Origin of the sequence: Virgibacillus sp. CM-4 (genome assembly GCF_000445495.1) — a bacterium.
In the GTDB taxonomy this organism is placed as follows: Bacteria; Bacillota; Bacilli; order Bacillales; family Amphibacillaceae; genus Virgibacillus; species Virgibacillus salexigens.
Window position 1 is genome coordinate 977,472 of sequence record NZ_AUQA01000006.1, and the last position, 22,256, is coordinate 999,727.

Sequence of the window (22,256 nt, forward strand, 5' to 3'; positions counted from 1 at the left end):
TAAAGATGTGTATATTAGAACCTTACAAGTAATTCCTTTTGTATGGATTTGTGTCATTTTATTAGTAACCCTTGTTGCAAATCCAATTGTTAATCAACTTGTACAAAAATTTGTGGCTCCCGCAGACGGTTTTAATGCGAGAGTTTTATTTACGATCTTATTTAGTGTAACGATTCTTTCGATTTTATTAACAGTAATTGGAACTTGGATTGGTTTGAGAGAGATTAGTATGGAACCGATCCGCACATTCTTTTATGACTGGCCGCGTAACTTTTTCATTGCATTCTGGGTTGAAGCGTTAATTGCACAGCCAATAGCAAGGTTTACGATGAAAAAATTGCATGTAAGTCAGGAACGAAAAGCTGTAAATGCTTCATAAAAATCAAAATGACAAGTGTCAAAAGCCGATTGATTTAAAAAACAATCGGCTTTTTTCATGCTCCACTTTCTTTCAACCTTTGAAACATCTACTTTATAAAACATATGCTATCACAAGTATCTATTAGTGAAGGAGATCGTTCAATGAGTGTCATTCGCACAGATCGCTGGTTAGAGAAAAATTACAAACACCCAATGAAAGTGATAAAACAGCTAGAAAAAACATTTTCTGGTGTTGATGCAGCAGACATTTATGCTCACCTTACGCAATTTGGCCTATCATTGGAGCCAAAGCACATCAAGCAATTGACAGAAACAAACCACTGGAAAATTGTTGAAAAAGATTATAATTATTTAAAAGAAATTTGGAAAGGTCCCAATATTCCTATTTTTATCTTTCCATCAAACGCAGCTAACCGTAAATTAAAACAGGATTATAACAGTAAGGCTGGTTTAACTTTCAAGGATAAGATTTTTCTATTTCTAGCTGAAATAAATACAGAATCCGAAATCAAGGCATTATTTACCCATGAATACAACCATACCTGTCGTTTAAATCGTTATCCTAAGCAAGAACAGGCTTACACATTACTGGATACGATTATATTGGAAGGGCTAGCAGAAAACGCAGTACGTGAAAGACTAGGGGATGAACATACAGCGATTTACACCGGAAGTTATAACGACGAAGAATTAAAGCAAATGTGGGAGAAGATTATTATGCCAAATCACCACGTTCTCAAAAGCGATCGAAAGCACCAGCAGCTACTATATGGATTTCATTTTTATCCGAAAATGGCTGGGTATTGTGTTGGTGATTACCTTGTAAGAAAGTATATGAATAAACATAAGGTTTTGACGAAAGATTTATTTCACTTGAAAACTGAAGACATAGCTGAATTGGGGAAAGTAGAAGAATGATATTGGGGGATTGAATTGAATTTATGAAAACCACCGCATACGTTTTAAAACCATACGGTGGTTGAATAGAAAAGATCATTACTTCCAAAGAACTTATGTTCTGTTTATGGAACAGTTTAATAAACCCGTCCATTGCTTGACTTCTATAATTTTAGTATAACTTAAAGCTAAATATAAGTCTATATTTTTTCAGAAAATTGTTTTAATGTAAGGGTACTTATTTTTTCACACCGATTCGATAGGAGGCGTTCACATGCAATGGGTAGCTTGGGATCAGAATTTAAAAATCCGATTAATTGGAGAAACATTGTTTAATATGCTGTTTTGGATGTATTTTCCCTTTCTTACTATCTATTTTAGTGAGGCTCTAGGTAAGATGACTGCAGGTATTATGATGACCGCTCCTTCTATAATTAGTATTATCGGCAGCATGTTAGGCGGTTATTTAGCCGATCAGTTTGGCAGACGCTCTACAATGCTAATTGGATCCTTTCTACAGGTAGGTATGTTTGCATTATTTGCACTCTCTATTTCGCATTGGATTGATTATATTGCATTTATTACCATAAGTTTTGGAAAATCACTTTATCGACCTGCTAGTGCAGCAATGGTAGCTGATCTGGTACCCAAAGCGAAACGTCGCAGGGTGTTTGCTACTTTTGCAACAGCAAATAATCTTGGTGCTGTTTTTGGACCAGTGATTGGTGCAGTGTTATTTTTTAATTACCGAAGTGAACTTTTATGGTCTTGTACATTAATAACGCTTTTATATTCTCTCGCCATCCTCTCTTTGATACGTGAAACCATGCCAGAACCCAGGAGGAAGCATGAACATACATACAATATGTGGTTACTTTTAAAGGAACAATTCTTGAACTACCGATTAATCTTCCGTGATAAAACCTTTTTTCTATATATTTTAGCTGGAGTTTTTATAACTATTTCTATTATGCAATTGGATCTATATTTGGCAATATACGTGAACGATTATGTTCCTTCTCAAGCATTGTTTCACTGGAAAGGATGGTCGCTGACCCTTGATAGTGAGAAAGTTTTCGGATGGATGATCGGTTTAAATGGATTGTTATTCGTACTATGTATCATACCCGTCACCAAACAATTAGAAAATTGGAGCGATCGAAATGCACTTGTTCTATCAGCAATATTATCAGGCATAGGCATGTTTTTGGTAGGGTTAGCAGCTAATGTATGGTTATTATTTATCTTTACAGTAATCCTTACACTAGGAGAAATCATACATGGACCAGTAGTTCAAAATTTTGTTAGTAATTATGCTCCTAAAACTGCGAGAGGACAATACATGGGAGCCGCTGACCTACAGTTTTCTATTGGACGATTTATAGCGCCATTGACAGTCATCCTTTCCACTTCTTTCTCACCACTTATCGTGTTCGGATTTATACTGTCATGTGCCATCATAAGCGCATCGATCTATGTACAATTATTTAAGATCATTGCTATTGATAAAAAAATACAGTCTTCTAGCACGTAGAACAACGTACTTACTAGCACTTTAACTTTTTTAGTTGGATGTAAAAACAAAATCAGTAAGCACGAAACGCCTTAAACCTACATCTGCCATTCAGGGCGTTTCAAAGTTAGAAATCACCCTATTTACTTCTTCAAACCATACATTAAAAATATCATCAGGTAATAGTTCGTCATCATTTGTATAAATGAAGTCATATCTATAGTTCGCTATTAAACTATTCTGCTTCACATTATAATGTAACTTTATCTCTGTAGGCATTTCTCTTCCATATTCTTTACATTTTTCATGAATTTTTTCTAAGTTTTCAAGTCCAATATCTAAAACAGCTTCTAACCTTTTTTTCAGAGGTATCATAAAGCAATTCTTTCTTACTCGTGCTTATGCTATTTACTGCATCATTTAAGTTATGCTTAAAAACAAACTGACTATTTATTTTTAAAAAAAATACGTCAAAAACATACATTTCTGGCTCATAGGAAACAGTAAATGTAAATATCCTCTGCTTCATTTTCAACGTATTCTAAACAAATACCTACCATATCTGCTTGTAATTCAGAAAAGTAATCTTCAAATACTTTACTCAAGTCAATCACCCCTAATTTTTTAATCTTACTTTCTTAATCACACCGTCTATATTATATTTATTTTATTTCAAAGCTTGTCGGCCTTGCTTGATTGAGATATTCTAAACCTGAGAGCCTCCAAACCTATCACCAGCTAAATGTCCAGTATGGGCTCCAGATTCTTTTCCTGGCGTATTTGATTTATATCTAATATAATTAGCTTGTATTAAGTAACGTAAATTTAAAAATTTTGTAACGCTTTTAGCGAATATCGAGAATTGTACTTTGGTAAATGCTTTTCCTTGCGTTGTTTGATAACCTTCCTCATTTAATGCTTCTACTAACCTAGACAGTGACCATTTCATATGTATCTGTCTAAGCTCAAACAATCGTTTCACTACTTCTGCATGACTGTTATGTATCTTTAGTTCCTTCTCACCCTTTTGTTTCATATAGCCAAATGTTGCCCTTCCTCCTGCATAACCACCCTCCTTCGCCTTTTTATTTCTCCCTTTCGTTAGTTTGAGAGCAATTTCAAGCCGTTGGTATTGGTCCAATAACTCCATTAAGCCATTGCGTTGGGATCTTTTTATGGATACTATAAAATGGCTGTTCAATGCTTTTAATATCACAGCCATATTTCTTTAGCTCTCGTTGTATCAACACCTTACAATATCTGACCGCCATAATCGGCTTGTATTGAGCACCACCACATAATCAATTTGGACAGACGAAAGGTGAGCCAGCATCTCCTGTAAGCCCACCCTGTCTATTTCTAATGCTTCTTCATTTAGTTCTACGCCACTAATTCCTTCATCTCTAAAAATATGTATCAAGTTCAAGTTATTCTCTTCACAATATGCTTTAATTTCATCTTCTTGATATTTCAAGCTATATCCATCTCTTGCCTGCCCTTGAGTGGAGACTCGTATATACCCAACAACGTTCAACTTTTCACCCTCCCGTTACATAAATTTTAATTTTCGTAACGCTTATTAAACGAATAGCGAAGTATTATACGACCGTCTCTTGTAAAAACACAACTATAAGTTAATTTTCTTATACAATAAAACACCACCTATATACGTTACCCATTGGTTATCGCCACGAGCCTTGTCAATCTCGTTAGTTGTTAGACAATCCATGTCATAACTACCCCTACCATATAAAATGTCATCTCGCGCCTAATTATCGTACTTTTCTTACTATCCAACTATTAAAACGATACCCAATGATGGTACTACCTTCATGAGCTATGAATTTCATACAATCTTTTTTTAGTGGTCCAATGCATAAATTTCTCACGAAAAACAAAAAGCACTTATTACCATTAGTAGACAATCAAGTGCTTTATTCAATGTTTTACTTCCTGTATAGTTTAGTTGTGTAACTAAGATTTCTGTAAATAAAATCTATAAAGAGTCTTTAAAAACATCTACATCATTTTCGTTTAATACTGCTTTTATTTCATTACCTTCAAAAACAACCATATAGTCATTTGGTAAAGCAAGAACTTGTATGATCTCTGGTTTAATTTTTAGTAGTTGATAAGCATATAGAGCATAAAGCTCTGTAGTATTATCATCCTCTATAGGACCTATATACCAACCTGAATCTCCTTTTTCAACATCTCCATTTCTTTGTAAATATATTTTCTCGAGTTCTAGTACACCTTTAGAAAGTATGATTTTATCACTAAATTTTATTGATGAACCTTCGACATTTATCTTTCTCAAAAAATGACCTTGTTCCAGTTGTACCCACAATGCTAAAGTTAAATCTTCTGTTATATCTTCAAATGGATTTCTAGAGTAATCAGGAGTAGTCAATATAAAATTCCCGGTTTCTCTCTCTTTTAAATAATAGACGGACCAACCAACTTGTAAAGAGAATCCATGAATTAATTTATTACGGTCTACCTGTTCTAATATAGCAAACAAAATTTCTATTTGAGGTTCTAATTCTTTTTCGGCAGTCACTATAATAGTTTTGCCCATAATAATCTTTTCAAATTTCTTCATTTCTTCAACCTCTCTTCTATAGCTATTTTTAGAGCTTCTCTAGCTTGTTTCTCTTTTTCTAGCATTTCCAGTCTAACATTAACAGGAACCTCTCCCATCTTAGAATGTCCTTTCCAATTAGCCCAACTATGAGCTCCCTTAGATGCATTCGAAGATTTTCCAAGACCAACAAATTTATCTTTTAGATTTAGAATTTCTATTTGTTGTTCTCTAGTTAACCTACTAAATCCATCCATTTCAGTTATTTCTTTCATTGAAACAATATGGTCTGCTTCAAACTTATCAACTTCATACCCGTATACCGGGTCTACTTTAGGACCATCTGGATTAACCATTTTTCTTACATCGTTACTTGGTGTCTTTTTCCTCAAATTTTTATATTCGTCTTTTGTAATACCATTACCCGTACCCTTAGCTGAATCCTTACCATCATCCAAATGTTTTCCTGCACCACTGCTACTTTCAGTTACACTGCTCTTTACAAACCCTGCATCCTTTGACTTCGCACTAAAGTAAGTTACAGCTGCATCATCTGCTTTTTGGGCTGCATTGACCACAGTTCCACTGACGTTTTCCTTTACTAAAGACATTTTGTTATTTACAACTTGTCTGGCACTTGTTAAACGCGCAGTGGCGGTTTCTTTTGCTGTCTCACAAAATTTAAATCTGTAGCTAAGACTTAAACATTATTGAACTAGTGACATAAATTTATTAATAAAAAGAATGTTCCTTCAAATTGATTTTTTCTAGATTTTCACCTTAATATTATAAAAGAAGTCATTTGAAACAAGACCTTCTTCATATGAACAATATATATTTTTTTATTAGCTCTTTCAAAAAAGTACTCTAAACAAATTGAAACCATATCCGTTTGTAATTCTGAAAAATAAATCTTCAAATTCCTTCATTTAACCACCTCTAATTTTCTAAACTTGTAAAACTTATACGTCCATCATTTATTCTCCAACTTCTTTTATTTACTTAAATCAACACTGCTTGATTGAGGAACAAGTTTATCATTCGGAGATCCCCCAACCCTATCACCAGCTAAATGTCCAGCATGGTCTCCAGATTCTTTTCCTGGTGTATTTGATTTATATCTAATATAATTAGCTTGTATAAAGTAACGTAAATTTAAAAATTTTGTAACGCTTTTAGCGATTGTACGGCACTCCCTAAGAATATTACAACCCTATTTTTACAATTGTATTAGTCTCTGGAACATTCCACTTTTTCCGTACGCATCCAACTCTACTTTCCCCAATTGGATCTTTCCATTACCCGTACCCTTAGGAATATCTAAAAATGTACTTAATGAAAGGATGGCAGTTCTTCAACCACCACCCAAATAGTTTAACTCGCTATTGTTTCAGACATTTCAGGCATGGTATAAGCTGTTTTATTTTTCATCATACCATAGATTATTCTGACTAATCTTCTCATAATGCAAAGAAGGGCTTGTGACTTAAACTTCCCTTCACTTAGCTTACGATTATAATAATCGTAAAACACAGGATTACGTGGGATTTTACTCCCTTTACAGACTTGGACTTGTTGAACAGCTAGGTTATAAAAGATGTCATATAACTTTCGGTTGCCTTGTTTCGTTTTCTTCATCGTCTCTCTACCGCCCGAACCCATTTTGATTGGGGCTATTCCTGCATATCTTGCTAGTTTGTCAGAGTTTGCGAACCGATGAATGTCTCCGATTTCAGCAATTAAAGCGGATGAAGTAACTACATCAATTCCTGGCATGGTTTCAAGCTGCATACCTAATGTCTGAATAGTTCCCTTTAATTCTTTATCCACCTTCTTGATTTCCTGTTTATTATAGCGGATATTTCTAACCATGCTTTGAGTGATAAAGTCTCTTGTTCTCTGATGTTTTCGTTTTATCTCACCATCTGTTTGAACAAGAGATAGTATCTGTTCTGCTTTTCTAGTTGAACAAGCATTGTTGCTCGCTTCTAATAGAAACGTTCGTAAGTTCCCTACAGTTCCCCCATCCAAATGAGAAGGAGAAGGATAGCTTTCCCAAAAGACTAAAGCTGTTTTCCATCCACTTCTAAAAGAACTCTTTATAGCTTGGATAATGATAGTTTTTGCATATGCAGTTGGTTTTTCAAAGCAGTTTGTGTTTTTACTAGCGTTTCTTCTTCCAACAAGTTGAGCGATTATCCAATAAATATCCGATGGTATAGCGTCAGGTAAATATGGTAGGTCACGTATTAAAACCCTTGCAACACATTGAGCGTCCCAACTATCATGCTTTTGTGTCATCGCATAGCTGTTACGCACTGCATTGGACAAAGAGGAATTAACGAACTTTACAATATATCCTTTCTCTAATAAGTATAATGCTTAATCTCGTCCGTAACCGCCCACATCTTCTAATCCAAATACAGGGGTCAAACCTTCTTTTAGATATTTATTCACATATTCTAGTAGGCTAGGATATGCAGTTGGTTTGTTTTGAATGGTCTTTTCTCCTAACTTTCAAACCAACAATCCAATTTTACCGCTGTATGTTGGAACTTATGTAAATCTAATCCTATATAAATATGCGTATCTCGTTTCATCAGAAAACTTCACCCCTATATTAGAATGGAACGATTAAAGCAAGACAGAAAATGTCGGCAACCTTAGGTCGTGCTAGTCTTTTGAGACTCGCAAGGGTACGAAAGCCTATCCATTCTCTATCTGTAAACCGTTATAAAATGGCTTGATGTTTGCCATTTGTCGTTATTTCTCCATAGCGGTATAAACCACAATAAAAGGCTTTTCTATCTAAAATCCTCTTAACCTGGACTTTACTAAACTTCTTTCCTTGTTTCGTTCGATGTCCATCTTCATTTAGTTGTTCTGCAAGTTGTGTTAATGTCCATGAAGGATAAGCTTCCTTTAGGTCAAACACTCTTTGTACAGTTTTTGCTTGTCTTTCATCTATGACAAGGCTTTTCTTACCTTTCTCCACTTTGTAGCCTAATGCAACATTTCCTCCTACATAGCCGCCCTGTTGGGCTTTCTTGTTTCGCCCTCTCCCTAGCTTTAAAGAAATTTCTAATCGCTGATATTGGTCTAATAACTCCATTAAGCCATTGATTAAAAAATCACTAGGGTCTTTCTTATGTATACTGTACTGCGGTTGTTCAATACTCCGAATGTCCACTCCATACTTTTTCAACTCTCGATGAACTAACACTTTCACAATGTCTGACCGCCATAATCGGCTTGTGTTCAATGTGACAACATAATCCACCTCATGGTGGGAGAGATACTCCAACATCTCCTGAAAGCCTAATCTGTCCACTTCAAACGTTTCTTCATCCACTTTAGCCCCACTGATACTCTCATCCTTAAACAAGCGTAAAATGTGTATCCTTGAGCCTGACAAAACTCTTTGATTTCATCTTCTTGGTAAGCAAGACTTTAACCATCCCTTGCTTGTCCTTGTGTAGATACTCGTATATATCCAATAACTTTCATGATAATTTCCCCCTCCGTTACGCTAATCCTAATTAACGTAACGCTTAGCCGCTATATTCAACATAAATTTATTGTATTCGGCTTTAGCGATACAATCAATCCCTTTACCGATACAAATTTATTGTTTATCGTAAAAGTATCATGAAAAAGAAGAAGGGAACATGCCAATATCAATCAAACTTAAAGAAATCCTTAAAAAACGTGACCTTTCACAGCGTGAATTAGCTCGTATGACAGGGCTACGTCCTAATACAATAAGCCATCTTTGTTCAGATAATGTGGACAGGGTTTATTTATCGACATTAGAAACGGTATGTAAAGTGTTAGATATCGACATTCAGGAGTTAATCGAGGTGGAGTAGCCCTCACTCTAGTAATCGTACTATTGTACGCCAAAGTTGCGAGATATTTTAAAATCAGGGGGAAAACAAAGGGAACGTATTGAAGGATGTGAATGGTAGTATCTAAGATTTTAGACTATTTTACAACTAATGAAACTCACTAGATAGGTTACCTTTTTAAAAGGTGTTGTACGTACTAAAGAATTTGTTAAAACAACCTATACGGCTTACAAAGAGTATCTATTTTCTATTAATAACTAGCGGTTCATTCGGGCACTAGGTAGCCCCTCAAAAAAGAAACCCTGAAAGGACTTTAGCCAATCAAGGTCTAGTTTTACAAATTATTTTCTTTCACTTCTTCGAACCATAAATCAAAGATATCATCTGGTAATAGTTCGTCATCAATAGAATAAACTAAATCATATCTATATTTTCCTTTTAAGCTATTTTTCTTTACATTATAATGTAATTTCATTTCTGTTGGCATATCTTTATTGAACTCTTCACATTTTTTATGAATATGCTTTAAATTTTGATTACCTATTCTTAGTGCAGCCTTCTGTCTTTCTCTCGAAACATCGTAAACCCGATTTTGTTGACTATCCAATTCTTTTGAAGCCTCGTTTAGTTGATGTTTATGAACAACTTTTCCATTAATTTTATAGAAAAAATCAAAAACATACATTTTTGGTTCATACGAACAATAAATAAAAATTTCATCAGCTTTATTATCAACATACTCTAAACAAATAGCCACCATGTCTGTTTGTAATTCTGAAAAATAGTCCTCAAATAACTTCACATAATCCCCCTAGTTCTCTAAACTTGTGAACCTCATACGACCATCTATTTCATATTCTATATCAAAGCTGCTAGGTCTTAAACTATTTCCTTCGTAATTAACTTTAACATTAACTGAAACGTCTTTTCCTTCTTCTATTGCTTTAGCCCATTGATTTTCTAGCTTTTTGTATTTACTCAAGTTAACACCACTTGATTGAGATACAAGATTATCCAAATCTGGAGAGCCTCCAAATCTATCAGCCGCTAGGTGTCCTGCATGGTCTCCAGGTTCTTTTCCAGGTGTATTGGACTTATGAGACAATCTATTATTACGTTTTGTTAGTTTTAAGTCATCCGCATTAAAATCAGTAAGTCTCCCTAAACCATCTGTCTTATATTGATAATTATATTCACCTGCTTGATATTTAACATTTGGTTTTAATTTACCACCTTTAACCAAATGACTACCATCCTTAATGATATCGTCAGATACCTGTCTAGTACCATTATCTATACCCTTAGCCAAATCCTTACCATCATCCAAATGTTTTCCTGCACCACTGCTGCTTTCAGTTACACTGCTCTTTACAAAACCTGCATCCTTTGCCTTGGCACTAAAGTAAGTTACAGCTGCATCATCCAGCCTTCCTCCACCGGCAATGGCAACATTTGGCTGCATACCAGCTCGTAGATTGGTAGCCACATCATCTGCTTTTTGGGCTGCACTTACTATGGTTCCACTGATGTTTTCTTTTAAATTTCTCACAAAAAAACACCTGTTACCAAAAAGGCAATCAAGTGATAGTTAATTCTGTCTTAAACATTACTGAACTGGTCCCATAAATTCAGTAATAATAAGAATATGTTCCTTCAATTTGACTTTTTTTAGATTCTCTACTTTTTCTACTCCACCTAAACCTAATAGAGGGGTGTATACAAAACACTCATCATAGTTAGGGGCACTGTATTTACTAATCGCTTCAGGATAAGGCTGCCACATTAATTCATCGTTCATAAAGTTATTATCTTTTAAGTCATCAAAAAAGAATTCAAACCCGGATGAAACAACATTAACATATCCTTTCTTAAAATTTAATAAATTTACATACTTACCTTTTTCCCATACTATAATATCACCCATTGCGGTTGTAAAAATAGGAATTGCCTGCTCATATCTTAAATAACTATTCTCTAAAATGTCTAAATAATCGTCTGGATTAATAACTTTTAAAAAGTCATTTGCGAAAGTACCAAACCCATATTTTTTCCATGTTTCTATCAATTCTTCAGGGAGTTTATCCATATATTTTATAATAACATCTTTATCAACTGTTTCATGTTTTATAAAATCGCTAAATATAGTTTCCAATAAAAATACCCTCCTTTGATTATTGCTTGTGCAGCAGCTTTATATTGTTTTGTGGTATATTTCTTTATGTATTTCGTTTCATCCAAATTTGATTTAACCTTACTGTTATTCTTTTTCTTATTTTGTTTTGGTTTACTTTCATTTTCTAATGGAACATACCATTCTACTCCACTATATTTTTTCTAATACTTTTCAATTCTTTGACTTGGATATATTCATCTAGTAAATAAAAATCACAATCCTTATGATGAGTATTGTTCTCTTCGTCGCGCAATTTTCTTAAAAAAAGTAAGACTTAGGGTTTTTGCCTTTTCCTATGTTATGACTTAATTTTGCATTACATTTTTTACCACTACAATAGAATAATTGCCTTTTATCTTCTATTTCTTTAGTTACTTTTGCTGGACTAGCTTCTTATCTCCTGAAGAGTAATAAAATACATCATCGAAAATAGCATTTCCTCTTCCCATTCTAACATTTCTTTAATAAATATCTTTAGTGTTTAATACGAATCAAATGGGAAATAGTTCGAAGATTATAATAATTATTATTATTTTATTCAAAATAATCTAAAGACCTATTAATAAAAACTTACCTTATTCAATTCTCAATATACCTAAGTTTGAATTGGGGAAAGAAGAGTTGGATGCGCTACGGAAAAAGTGGAATGTTCCAGAGACTAAATTTCATACAGCCTTTTTTTATCACCTTTCATCTATTAATTATGAGAAAAAACCTTGAATGAACTCACTTCCATTCAAGGTTAATTTTATCATCCATAATATTATGAAAGTTATAATACAATATCTTGATAACCTACTTCTTCTACCATTTCATCTTCAATTTTTATTCCCATTCCATTGTCAATATCCCAGGAGACATCGCAAAGTAAACCTAATCTTCTTTTTCCATTCTTTCTTACTCTTCTTACGATTAATTCAACCGGCTTCACTATTCTCTTTAAATCTGAGATAGAATCAATCTTTGGTGCAAATTTATCTGCTTCTGATTCATTACCTAACATCTCTCTATACTCTTCATAGTTCTCAATATAGTAATCGTAAACTTTCTTTTCAGCCTCATTTATTATGTTTTTCATATCTTGATTAAAGTTAATAAATGCTTCTCTTTGCACATTTGAAAAGTCAGCATTTTCATGTGCATCGACACTTAAAAGTATTTCTTTTTCCAAATCAAACATTCTAATAGTTGTTTCTCCTCTCCAAAAATTGTTTTTATATTCAAGCTTTCCAAATAAATCATCATTAATCATGGCCATCCTAATCACTCTCCTAACTTAACTTTTATATTATATTCTCCAACTCCACCCAAATGTTTAAAAACACTATTGATTTTACTTGGCACCAATTGTATTGTTTCCAAGTCGTTAAGTTCATGCCAAGTATATTTATTATCTTCTCGCCAATCAGCTATATCTTCTGCTGTCCATTTTTGTTCTGGTGTACTCCACTTTTTAGCCAATTCTTCATCAGCAGTCGAGAAGTTTGATTTTCTATCATTAGTCATATTTGCTAATTTAATTTCACCTTTGGAAAATGGAGAAAAGTCTGGCATTCCGTTTTTATACTCAACTCCATCAACACCAGCTTCATCAAGATATTTTTTTATTTCACCGGTCTTATCGGAGATAAATAACGATTCTGCTCGTTCGTTACTCCATTCACCTTTATTAACAGGGGTAGTTTTTACCCTTTGTTCATAAGAGCTGTATTTAGGGTCTACGTCAAAACCTCTTGTAAAGTCTATCTGCCTATTATTACCCATCGTACCCTTAGCCAAATCCTTACCATCATCTAAATGTTTTCCTGCACCACTGCTGCTTTCAGTTACACTGCTCTTTACAAAACCTGCATCCTTTGCCTTGGCACTAAAGTAAGTTACAGCTGCATCATCCAGCCTTCCTCCACCGGCAATGGCAACATTTGGCTGCATACCAGCTCGTAGATGGGTAGCCACATCATCTGCTTTTTGGGCTGCATTGACCACGGTTCCACTGACGTTTTCCTTTACTAAAGACATTTTGTTATTTACAACTTGTCTGGCACTTGTTAAACGTGCAGTGGCGGTTTCTTTTGCTGTGCTGACGAGATTTCTTACATTAGATGGCTGTTTGGTTATTCTTCCTAGATCCGCTACTTTACCTACAGTTCGCGTGGTTGTGGCAAATTTCTTTACCCCAGCTACTCCAGGGATAATGTCTAGCGGTGCTAATGCACCTCGCATCCATCGCTCCCCCGTATCCAATTCTCTCCCGGAGGACCAATCTTTTCCTGATATCGCAGACCCTAATTCTAAACTACCATAAGCAGCTCCTAACGCCAACCCTGCTGGAGGGCATACAACTGCCACGCCTACAACTACCACCAAAGCTCCTATATTAACCCAAAATTCCTTATTTAATTGCTGATCTTTTATTGATTCATATTCGAACGCATTCATGTTGACGGCAGCCATCTGATATTCTTCTTGTGTGAAATCCTGGTCCGGGTGCTCTGCCTTCCACATCTCATATTCGATCTGCATTTGTTCCCCATAAAAGGTATCTCCACTGAATAAATCATCAAGGCTTACCTCTGTTTTTGGTACCTCACGGGTCGTGTGCATCGCTCCATAGCCATGATAGGTAATTTGTTCTTCCGTTGCCCCAATTCGGTTCTTTGTTGTATAGTTGGAAATCGTTGCTTCCTTCATCGCTGACACAAACGCATCAATATCTTCATAAAACGGTTGATCCATCGTGCGATCGACGATATCGCCAACCTTGCCGGTAAAGTCATGCATTACCTGAAAATCTTCGTAGAGGTTTTGATAGGTTGATTCGCGGTCGATATGCGAAAAAGAGATAACCCCATCACTGTCATATTCGGCAATATCAGAGGCTGCGTCTTCCATGTTCTCCGTGATATCCTTCAGTTCATCAATCATGCCTTTGCCCCAACGACCTAACCCCACGAGATCGCCTAAACCACTTCGTATCTTCTCCCAATCTGAAGGGATGTATTTCACATCCATCTATCAGACCTCCAATTTTGCAATGATCTGTTCGGCAATTGCTTGATCTGTTTCGATCATGGTATTCAGAACATCAATAACTAAGGTAGAAGCTCGAACATAATTATCATAGAGATCCATTAATTTTTCATTAGCTTCTGCATACACTTCCATTGCTGGTTTTGCCTTACCTGCTTGATAATAATCTATCTCTCCCAATTTCTGTATATTAGGGGTAACACTGGATTCTAATTCTGCTATTATTGCCTGTAACTGATTATAGATCGTCGTAATTTCATCTGGATGAACATTGATTTGTGCTCCTCCACCACCACTTCCAGAAGTTGCAATCAGCATTTACTTCGCCTCCTTGTATGGAAATTCCATTTCATCAAAGAGTAATTTTAAAAACCAATATTGGCTTGCATGATAATATTTTCGACGAACGGTATCTACCATAATTAGTTTTTGCTTTTCATCCTTAGTAAAAATTAACCATTGTTGATAATATTTAGCGTTATTTACTTCTTGTCGCCTTTCGTCTAAATGGAAGAATTCCATGTTTATTAATTCATACCCTGGTTCTAATTCCTCCGTTTCTCTTCTTTCCTGATGGGATAATTCTTTCTTTAAAAAGCTTTGTTCGGTTTCATCTGGTTCTCTTGTTAGTAGCTCGAATTTTTCAGTTAACATCTGTAAGACAATCGCTTTCGAAGCAACAACTAACTTATACAAGTTTTTTTCTTCTACTTCTACAAGAATAAGTAATTCATCCTTATACTCATTATGAAAAGCAAACATGAGATTATTAATCCTTACATATTTTTCACTCAAATAATAATGTTCCAATGCTTGGATAATCATTGCCCCTCGATTTGTCACTTTTCCATCTGCAGATAAGATCTCCTTATTTAGTAAGCGCTTTTGAGCATCAGCAAATACTTCTTCTCCTTTTAGCTGGAAAATCTTTTTTTCAGGAAGACCAAAAAGTACGTGACCTCCAAAGGAAGCAGCTAGTAAAAATAGTTCAGATACATGAAACGTATCGGTGGATGAATCATTCATAAATGCCTCACTTCTTTCACCGAACTATCTTTATTGAAATCATCCATATAGCCCTCTAAATTATTCAATGCCTTTGTTTGTAAAGCTACTGCCGATTTTAAATCATGATGATATTGATGAATGATATCAAGGTAGCTTATAAAGCTATCTCTTGATTTCCCACTCCACTTCGCCGATTGAGCAAACGATAATAGCTCTTCACATTGTTCGTAGGTAGAGTTAATTGAATCTTCTAGAGCTTTAGCCGCCGTTTTGGCTTCATTTAACTTATTTCCATCGACTCGAACATCGCCCATGACTATTCCTCCCATCTAATTATAACTATTTTCTACTCCTGTTCTTCTTTGATAGCAAGATTCTTGTAGTATTCGTATCGTTGATAGGCTCTGGATGCTGCTTGGGTAATAGCGCTTCTTTTATTCTTTTCGTAATCAAAATAGCGAAGTAGCTCGCTGTTTAATTCTTCTCGTTTCCAATCAAAATCGTTAGATGGGATCTCAAAGTTCGATAGATTAGGAACAGTGCTGATATAACTTGAATAAGACGCTTCTGCTTCATTTACTAATTTGTCATGTTCCGCCTTTGCATCTTGTAGTCGTTGATATAACTCATAGTAATCATCCCGCTTCTTCTCTGTTTCTGACTTGAACCAGCCAAACATCATCTTTCACTCCCTTCCTTTAATGAGGTACTGCGATTTTGATTTTTTCTGCCTTTCCTTGCTGAATATAATAAGCCTCATATGCCTGTAATGCTTTTTCACGATAAGGTCGATTAGCTACTTCTAAAATGTTTTGATCCATGATTCTAGCCATCAACACCCCATGCTTTTGTTTCTTAACCATCTGGGTAATATCGTCATATAAGCGATCAATGGAACTGTGTACAGCACCAATAATAAAGTGTATCCCCATCCTCGAACCATTCTCTATTAGTTTGGCAAAGGTCGTTTGGGTTGTAATAGACAAGGAGTCTATTACAACAGACACATCGGTGATTAACACCACCATTGGGCGGACGTCTTTAAGGAAATCATTGACTGTTGCATAGCCTTCATGATTATCTTGAACTTCACGGAAGGCATCTTCCCTAGCCTCAAACAGTTTTTGTAATCGTTCCGTAACATCTTCCATAGAAGTAGCGTCGTGCGCATACATATCAGTATTTTCTTTATACATGCCAAACCTTACAGAAGCATTATCTATCAGTGCGACATCAAAATATGTGTTTCGAGAAATGCTCATTATCAAAGTTAAGAACATTTCTTCAACAGACCCCATCACATCTGCTATTACCAATGTATTTTGATCTTTGGCTAGATTAATTTCGACAGGCTCCACGCGTTCAAAATCAACACCAAATGGAATTCTGCCTTCTTCAAGGAATGCTTTGGTCTGTTCATCTTTCACAAAATCACGGAACAATAATTTGTCTGGAACCATCGGTATTTTTTTCGGCCGCTTCCCATTCCATTTTTCATCCATTGTTTTAGCTGTGTTTTGAATGGAATCAATAATTTCTAGTGATTCCTTACCTTTCGCTGGCAGCATCGTTTGAAATAAAGCTGGCTCTTCTAATTTGATTAAACCACGACCCGCGATTTCTTCAATTTCTATATCCGTTTTGCCAATAATCGCTCGAGCTTCGGTGTGTTCGATTAAGTAGAGCGCTATTTGTGTTTTGATATTCGATAATAATGGCATTCTCATGGCACTCTGTCTTCCAGCACTTATGGCTAAATGTACACCTACGCTTGCTCCTTCCCTTGCAATTTGCGTGATTAACTTCTCAAATTCATCGGAAAAGTCAGAATCGCGAACTGAATCATAGTTATCAATAATGATGAATAGCTTTGGTTCATGCTCCCCACTTGCTTGTTCATACATTTCAATATTAGCTACACCATAGCTGCTTAGCTTCTGTTTTCGCTCCTTCAAAATGGCAGACACTAAACGAATTAATTTGCCTACTTTCTCTACCTCATCAATAAGAAACGTATCTGCGACATGCGGAATATTTTTTAATGGCAATAATCCATTGGTACCAAAATCTAATAGATAGACATGTAGTTGATCTGGACGATGTTGTCTAACTAAATCCATAACAAGCGTTTGTAAAAACGTGGATTTTCCATATCCAGGACTAGAAAATACAGCAAGATGACCATGTTTGGTTAAATCTAAGGTTAGCGGGCGTTGTGATTGTAGCTCTGGTTGATCTAAAAGCCCTAATGTTACGATTAATCGTTTGTTAGATTCTTGCCATGCTTCATCAACAGTTATCTCCTTTATATCTTCCACAAAAATCTTTTCTGGCAGTGGTGGCAACCAAGGACGTGCGAGCGGCGCAATTTGATGCTCATCTGTATAAGCTGCTATGCAGTCGATCACCGCATCCAATTCGGTTGGATTCTTTTCAATTTCCTGTTTGTTTTCTAAGCCGCTTAGGTCTTCCGTAAGTATGTCATACTGCCCTAAATCATTAATAGCATAAATGGTTGTATCAACGAATTCATCATTATCCCTATCTGGCACATATTCTGCACCACTCCACGCACTTTGGAATAGTTCATAAATTTCATTATTACCAACTTGTAAATATGCGCGACCGGGCAATGTGATTTCAGCCGCATCCGGCGTTTTTAGAATTTCATTGGAATCACTTGTGTTCTGTACTTTTAAAGCTAGCTTGAACTTCGAATTGGACCAAATTTGATCATCTACCACGCCGCTTGGCTTTTGCGTGGCTAATATTAAATGAATTCCAAGTGAACGACCAATTCTTGCAGTTGAAACTAACTCCTTCATAAAATCAGGTTGTTCTGACTTTAATTCAGCAAATTCATCAGAGATTAAAAATAAATGTGGCATCGGTTCACTTGCGTTACCTTGTTTATATAGTTTCTGATATTGATTAATATGATTGACATTGTGTTCCCCAAACAGTCGCTGCCTTTTTTGTAATTCCGCCTTTATCGAAGCCAGTGCCCGCATCGATTGCGCACGATCGAGATTCGTAATGGTTCCTAACAAATGCGGTAAGTTTCGAAATAAATTAGCCATTCCGCCGCCTTTATAATCAATTAATAAAAATGCCACTTCATGCGGATGGAAATTCACTGCTAACGATAAAATATAAGATTGGATTATTTCCGATTTCCCCGAACCAGTGGTACCTGCAACTAATCCATGAGGGCCGTGAGCTTTCTCATGTAAATTTAGCTGTACGATATCCTCTTTCCCACGCAACCCCAAAGGTACTGCTAGACTTTTATACGTTTCATTCATCCTCCAGCGATCTGCAATCAATAATTCATTAACCTTTTCCACTCCATACATCTCTAAGAAAGTTACACTTTCAGGTATCGAATTTTTCAAATTCTGTAAGTGATTAATAGGTGCTAGTGAGCGAGCAATTTCTTCTTGATTAAAGTCAGATGGGAAATGATCTAATCGAAATTTCTTATTAACTAATTCTCCCTCTTCCAGCAGAATGTTACCATTTTTGGCATCCCTTATATCAATAACTGTCTTGACATGCTCTGGTAGTGCATGTAGAACATCCTGTACGAAAACCAGTGAAACACCCAGCTCACTAGGGTCTTCATTGAAGAATTCCATGACCGTATGGTCGAGTATCATTTTTTCATCCGTAATCAAGACAATATAATGGGGGGAGAAATAAATCTTCTCTTTTTGCTTGCTTTTTTCTTCTACTGCCTGCTTGCGTTCTTTTAATAACTGATAAAGAGAATATAATACTTGATCTCGAGAACGTTCGTGGTAAACAAAGCCTCGTACATTTACATCTCTTAAACTTGCATGAGGAAGCCATCGCATCCAATGCCAATCCTGCTTTTCTTCTTCAGGAAAAATCGTAATAAATTGTAAATCTTCGTAACTATGAAATAAAGAAAGCTGCATAACTAACAGTTGCAATTGTTCAATAACCAACGGTCGATGACCAATATAACCTACCGGTCCTTTCCTAAGTGACGTAACTACAGGAACTTGATTAATCTCATTATATTGGTTCAATAATTCCCTTGCTTCATCAATTAATTCATCTTTTTCTTGTGTAAATTCCTCTTCGTTAAATTCAATATGAAAGCTTGATTTAACCGTACCTATACCAACACGAAAGTTAAGAAAATCATGTTGATAAATGGTTTTTTCGTATATGCGCGGCTCAACTGTTGCAGCCATATCACGTATTTCCTCAACATCTGGATAGTGATAATTTAAAGCATGACGTTGTTCCTCACTAGTCAAAAATAACTCCTTGGTTTTTCGCTGCAAATAGGCTTTATAGCTTTCTTCTCTTTCTTTCATATCTGCTTTATATTTTTTTACGTTTTTAATATAGGAAGTAATGGAAAATACTACTGTTACCATCGTTACGGTTAGCATTACTAATATATAAATTCCTCTTGGCTGTATAAGGGAAATCAATACGAGAGCTACAATCATTACAAGCGGTGGTACAATGGTTCGTGCTAATTGTTCACTCGGTTTCGATGGTTTATTAGACGGTTTTGCTATGGTTCTTTTTTCTTCTGGTTCTCGATGTATGATTCGAGGAGAACGATGGTAATCAGGATACTCTCCATGATAAGGAGATTCCTTATCAACCAAGCTGACTAATTTTGTATCTATCTCATGATGCGATGTGTTTATTTGTAGATAATTTGCACCAACTACTATACATACACCATCTGTGAACAGTTGGTCTCCTGGTTCTACTTGAACAGGATCTTCTATAAGCTGAAAGTTATGATAAATATTCCCCTTCTGACCCTCCAACGTCAATAACTGGTTAGGTGCTTGCCGAATAAGGATAAAATCTACCTCTGTTTGATCAATGGTTACATCATCATAGTAATTAGGACCAAATGTAATTGACTCCTTACCAGCAATATCAAATAGATATTCACTTCCCTCATCCATTACATACACATCGATAGGTAATGCTCGGTTTAATTGAATATCTTCGTTTAGTTGTTGACCATCCAATGTGCAACTCCTTCCATCCCAATCAATTTGTAAGGTCTGTTTTAAATTAGGAAAGGAAACGCTGTGTGACATATCACTGCCAATTGTAATTTGTTTTGGAGTATTTTCAATTAAATGGCATTTATGAAGTTGATTATTACAGGTTACCATCAGTATTTTATTAGCCATCTGTGTTCTCCCTTTCTGGATCTGCAACAGAAGTTTAAACCATCTAATTAGTTGTTATTTTTGTTTTGATTTGGTTCATCATCCGTTGAATTCGTTGTGTCTGTATTTGTTTCTGTACGATCCTCTTGTTTTCCAGCTTCTTGCATTTCTCCTGCTTCATTCGGATCTAAATTATATTCTTCGATGTATTTATCTAATTCATCCTGCAGGCTACTTACTTTTTCGTCACGTTCGGTTCCAGTTAAGTCAGGGTTGTTCTTAGCCTGTTCTATCTGTTTAATCAATCCGTACATAATCAGCTGTGGATCATCTATGTATTTCGCTTTTTCAAGTGAATGACTGAACTCTCCACGCCCATTATATATCCAATAGAGCAAATAATTTTCATCACTTTTTAAACTAACATTTTTCATGATTGTTTCTTTTTCGGTGTCCGATAAGTTCTCAACGTTTATATATGCATGTGCTAATATGTACTTCGTCTGATTGGATAACTTCTCTGGATCTTTATCTTCTAATGTAGCAATCACATTTCCATAATCTGTGGCAAGGTATTCACCATGCGCATCCAGTGCATGTTGTTGGAAAGGCACTTTTATAAACCCATAATAGATCAGTGGCACAGCTAATAATACAACAATCACACTTAATATTATGGTCAGTTGCTTAAATAAACGGAATCGCTTGATAGGAACAACTTCCATTAATTTGTCTGTTTTTTTCTGCTCTTCTCTATAACTTTCGTACAAAAAAGCTTGCAATGCTTCAAGATTCTGCATTTCATTGATTTGTCGTTCAAATTCCGTGTCGTTGGCATTTTGTAATGCCCCATTATAGAGCTGCTCATAATTATATTTCTTTGAAAAAAGTGCGATAATAAAGCATTTATACTGTTTTAAGAATGCCTCTTCTTCCATTTCAAATGGAGGAACCAATTTGCGAATCCCTCTATAAATAACAATTGGCATGAGATTATCATCAAATGCCAAATTATTTGGATGCAGGAAGAATGTGATTCTCGAAGATAAAAACTTGCTTAGTTTACCCATATTACAAAGCAGTCGTAACTTTTCATTTCGCGGCAGCTTCTTAATAAAATCCCATTGTTTCCAATGAGCTTGCAGTTGATAAGAAAAATGAAATACATCCTTTTCTTCACTCAATTCAACTGGCGCGAACAATTCAGAAGGATTTAGTAATAAATCCAATTGTCTACTGCTAGTTACACTTGTTTGTGATTTTGGTAATGTTAATTCCCACTGATTTTTCGTAATCACAAATCGAAGCGAGACATTTTCAATTTCGATTGTTTTTTCCTTCATGTCCATTGACTCCTTCGTATATCACTATTAATCGTTTCTATAACACCACAAAGATATCTCCATCTGTCACTGGATAATCTATTAAATAATCATCATCTGCAATCAATAAATGCTTGGTTATGACTTTAATGGCAAAACGCGAATCGCCATCGTCAGCTAATCCTAATGTGGCAATCACATTGATAAGTAATTGTTTCACTGACAATTGGATAGGAATTCGTAGATCATACCTTTTTCCCTCTTCAAAACGTTTACTAAAATCAAATGTTACATTTATATGCGTGTTTTGAGCCATTTTTTCT

At 35.5% G+C, this 22,256-nt stretch carries 19 protein-coding genes and 3 pseudogenes; 4 read left to right on the forward strand and 18 right to left on the reverse strand.

The window, feature by feature from the left end:
* Positions 1-7: 7 nt before the first annotated feature.
* The 3 genes from M948_RS38215 (at position 8) to M948_RS38225 (ending at position 2,812) form a co-directional block, all read left to right on the forward strand.
* On the forward strand, positions 8-379 hold the full coding sequence (locus M948_RS38215; protein WP_308437220.1) for a hypothetical protein: 372 nt from the start codon (positions 8-10) through the stop codon (positions 377-379).
* 143 nt (positions 380-522) lie between these two features.
* Complete coding sequence (locus M948_RS38220; RefSeq protein WP_021291830.1) at positions 523-1,299, forward strand: DUF2268 domain-containing protein; 777 nt, start codon at positions 523-525, stop codon at positions 1,297-1,299.
* A gap of 253 nt (positions 1,300-1,552) precedes the next feature.
* Positions 1,553-2,812 carry an MDR family MFS transporter gene (locus M948_RS38225; RefSeq protein ID WP_021291831.1) on the forward strand — a complete coding sequence of 420 codons (1,260 nt, stop codon included), beginning with the start codon at positions 1,553-1,555 and terminating at the stop codon, positions 2,810-2,812.
* 90 nt (positions 2,813-2,902) lie between these two features.
* On the opposite strand, the gene M948_RS44045 is transcribed toward M948_RS38225, so the two are convergent.
* The 6 genes and pseudogenes from M948_RS44045 to M948_RS38250 all read right to left on the reverse strand — a co-directional run bounded on the left by M948_RS44045 (position 2,903) and on the right by M948_RS38250 (position 8,882).
* Positions 2,903-3,166: a hypothetical protein gene (locus M948_RS44045; protein WP_021291832.1), complete on the reverse strand. Its 264-nt coding sequence runs from the start codon at positions 3,164-3,166 to the stop codon at positions 2,903-2,905.
* A 331-nt stretch (positions 3,167-3,497) separates the two neighbouring features.
* Positions 3,498-4,325, reverse strand: a pseudogene (locus M948_RS38235) (recombinase family protein).
* Positions 4,326-4,787: 462 nt separating this feature from the next.
* The gene (locus M948_RS38240; protein ID WP_021291835.1) at positions 4,788-5,396 is read right to left on the reverse strand and encodes an immunity protein Imm33 domain-containing protein; all 609 of its coding nucleotides are present in this window, start codon (positions 5,394-5,396) and stop codon (positions 4,788-4,790) included.
* Positions 5,393-5,986, reverse strand: a complete 594-nt coding sequence (locus tag M948_RS0122130; protein ID WP_021291836.1) for a hypothetical protein — start codon at positions 5,984-5,986, stop codon at positions 5,393-5,395. The genes M948_RS38240 and M948_RS0122130 overlap by 4 nt, the downstream gene beginning before the upstream one ends.
* A 763-nt stretch (positions 5,987-6,749) precedes the next feature.
* Positions 6,750-7,978 (reverse strand): annotated as a pseudogene (locus M948_RS38245) (IS110 family transposase).
* Between the two features lie 128 nt (positions 7,979-8,106).
* Positions 8,107-8,882, reverse strand: a pseudogene (locus M948_RS38250) (recombinase family protein).
* Positions 8,883-9,043: 161 nt separating this feature from the next.
* Between M948_RS38250 and M948_RS38255 the strand changes: the two are divergent.
* The gene (locus M948_RS38255; RefSeq protein ID WP_021291839.1) at positions 9,044-9,244 is read left to right on the forward strand and encodes a helix-turn-helix domain-containing protein; all 201 of its coding nucleotides are present in this window, start codon (positions 9,044-9,046) and stop codon (positions 9,242-9,244) included.
* 313 nt (positions 9,245-9,557) lie between these two features.
* Here M948_RS38255 and M948_RS38260 read toward each other — a convergent pair whose 3' ends face one another.
* The 12 genes from M948_RS38260 to M948_RS38305 all read right to left on the reverse strand — a co-directional run bounded on the left by M948_RS38260 (position 9,558) and on the right by M948_RS38305 (position 22,249).
* Positions 9,558-10,025 carry a hypothetical protein gene (locus M948_RS38260; protein WP_021291840.1) on the reverse strand — a complete coding sequence of 156 codons (468 nt, stop codon included), beginning with the start codon at positions 10,023-10,025 and terminating at the stop codon, positions 9,558-9,560.
* 9 nt (positions 10,026-10,034) lie between these two features.
* Positions 10,035-10,772 carry a DNA/RNA non-specific endonuclease gene (locus tag M948_RS43750; protein ID WP_021291841.1) on the reverse strand — a complete coding sequence of 246 codons (738 nt, stop codon included), beginning with the start codon at positions 10,770-10,772 and terminating at the stop codon, positions 10,035-10,037.
* 57 nt (positions 10,773-10,829) lie between these two features.
* Complete coding sequence (locus tag M948_RS38265; RefSeq protein ID WP_021291842.1) at positions 10,830-11,375, reverse strand: T6SS immunity protein Tdi1 domain-containing protein; 546 nt, start codon at positions 11,373-11,375, stop codon at positions 10,830-10,832.
* Positions 11,376-12,168: 793 nt separating this feature from the next.
* The gene (locus tag M948_RS38270; protein WP_021291843.1) at positions 12,169-12,654 is read right to left on the reverse strand and encodes a DUF6985 domain-containing protein; all 486 of its coding nucleotides are present in this window, start codon (positions 12,652-12,654) and stop codon (positions 12,169-12,171) included.
* A 5-nt stretch (positions 12,655-12,659) separates the two neighbouring features.
* Positions 12,660-14,408, reverse strand: a complete 1,749-nt coding sequence (locus M948_RS42600) for an HNH endonuclease (protein WP_021291844.1) — start codon at positions 14,406-14,408, stop codon at positions 12,660-12,662.
* Positions 14,409-14,411: 3 nt separating this feature from the next.
* Entirely contained in the window at positions 14,412-14,744 is a 333-nt protein-coding gene (locus M948_RS38275; protein ID WP_021291845.1) for a hypothetical protein, read from the reverse strand.
* Positions 14,745-15,452: a DUF5081 family protein gene (locus M948_RS38280; RefSeq protein WP_021291846.1), complete on the reverse strand. Its 708-nt coding sequence runs from the start codon at positions 15,450-15,452 to the stop codon at positions 14,745-14,747.
* Positions 15,449-15,748 carry a WXG100 family type VII secretion target gene (locus M948_RS38285; RefSeq protein WP_021291847.1) on the reverse strand — a complete coding sequence of 100 codons (300 nt, stop codon included), beginning with the start codon at positions 15,746-15,748 and terminating at the stop codon, positions 15,449-15,451. Before M948_RS38285 ends, M948_RS38280 begins: the two co-directional genes overlap by 4 nt.
* A gap of 32 nt (positions 15,749-15,780) precedes the next feature.
* Positions 15,781-16,116: a hypothetical protein gene (locus tag M948_RS38290; protein WP_155974818.1), complete on the reverse strand. Its 336-nt coding sequence runs from the start codon at positions 16,114-16,116 to the stop codon at positions 15,781-15,783.
* Positions 16,117-16,132: 16 nt separating this feature from the next.
* Positions 16,133-20,632: a type VII secretion protein EssC gene (gene essC / locus M948_RS38295; protein WP_021291849.1), complete on the reverse strand. Its 4,500-nt coding sequence runs from the start codon at positions 20,630-20,632 to the stop codon at positions 16,133-16,135.
* A gap of 47 nt (positions 20,633-20,679) precedes the next feature.
* A complete protein-coding gene (gene essB / locus M948_RS38300) occupies positions 20,680-21,954 on the reverse strand; it encodes a type VII secretion protein EssB (protein ID WP_021291850.1) in 1,275 nt (424 codons plus the stop codon).
* 37 nt (positions 21,955-21,991) lie between these two features.
* Positions 21,992-22,249, reverse strand: a complete 258-nt coding sequence (locus tag M948_RS38305; protein ID WP_021291851.1) for an EsaB/YukD family protein — start codon at positions 22,247-22,249, stop codon at positions 21,992-21,994.
* Positions 22,250-22,256 lie beyond the last annotated feature (7 nt).

Bases quoted from the DNA above. Each gene is read 5' to 3' on its own strand.
- M948_RS38220 (WP_021291830.1), top strand. From the start codon at position 523: ATGAGTGTCATTCGCACAGATCGCTGGTTAGAGAAAAATTACAAACAC.
- M948_RS38225 (WP_021291831.1), top strand. From the start codon at position 1,553: ATGCAATGGGTAGCTTGGGATCAGAATTTAAAAATCCGATTAATTGGA.
- M948_RS44045 (WP_021291832.1), bottom strand. From the start codon at position 3,166: ATGATACCTCTGAAAAAAAGGTTAGAAGCTGTTTTAGATATTGGACTT.
- M948_RS38240 (WP_021291835.1), bottom strand. From the start codon at position 5,396: ATGAAGAAATTTGAAAAGATTATTATGGGCAAAACTATTATAGTGACT.
- M948_RS0122130 (WP_021291836.1), bottom strand. From the start codon at position 5,986: ATGTCTTTAGTAAAGGAAAACGTCAGTGGAACTGTGGTCAATGCAGCC.
- M948_RS38255 (WP_021291839.1), top strand. From the start codon at position 9,044: ATGCCAATATCAATCAAACTTAAAGAAATCCTTAAAAAACGTGACCTT.
- M948_RS38270 (WP_021291843.1), bottom strand. From the start codon at position 12,654: ATGGCCATGATTAATGATGATTTATTTGGAAAGCTTGAATATAAAAAC.
- M948_RS42600 (WP_021291844.1), bottom strand. From the start codon at position 14,408: ATGGATGTGAAATACATCCCTTCAGATTGGGAGAAGATACGAAGTGGT.
- M948_RS38275 (WP_021291845.1), bottom strand. From the start codon at position 14,744: ATGCTGATTGCAACTTCTGGAAGTGGTGGTGGAGGAGCACAAATCAAT.
- M948_RS38280 (WP_021291846.1), bottom strand. From the start codon at position 15,452: ATGAATGATTCATCCACCGATACGTTTCATGTATCTGAACTATTTTTA.
- M948_RS38285 (WP_021291847.1), bottom strand. From the start codon at position 15,748: ATGGGCGATGTTCGAGTCGATGGAAATAAGTTAAATGAAGCCAAAACG.
- M948_RS38290 (WP_155974818.1), bottom strand. From the start codon at position 16,116: ATGATGTTTGGCTGGTTCAAGTCAGAAACAGAGAAGAAGCGGGATGAT.
- essC (WP_021291849.1), bottom strand. From the start codon at position 20,632: ATGGCTAATAAAATACTGATGGTAACCTGTAATAATCAACTTCATAAA.
- essB (WP_021291850.1), bottom strand. From the start codon at position 21,954: ATGAAGGAAAAAACAATCGAAATTGAAAATGTCTCGCTTCGATTTGTG.
- M948_RS38305 (WP_021291851.1), bottom strand. From the start codon at position 22,249: ATGGCTCAAAACACGCATATAAATGTAACATTTGATTTTAGTAAACGT.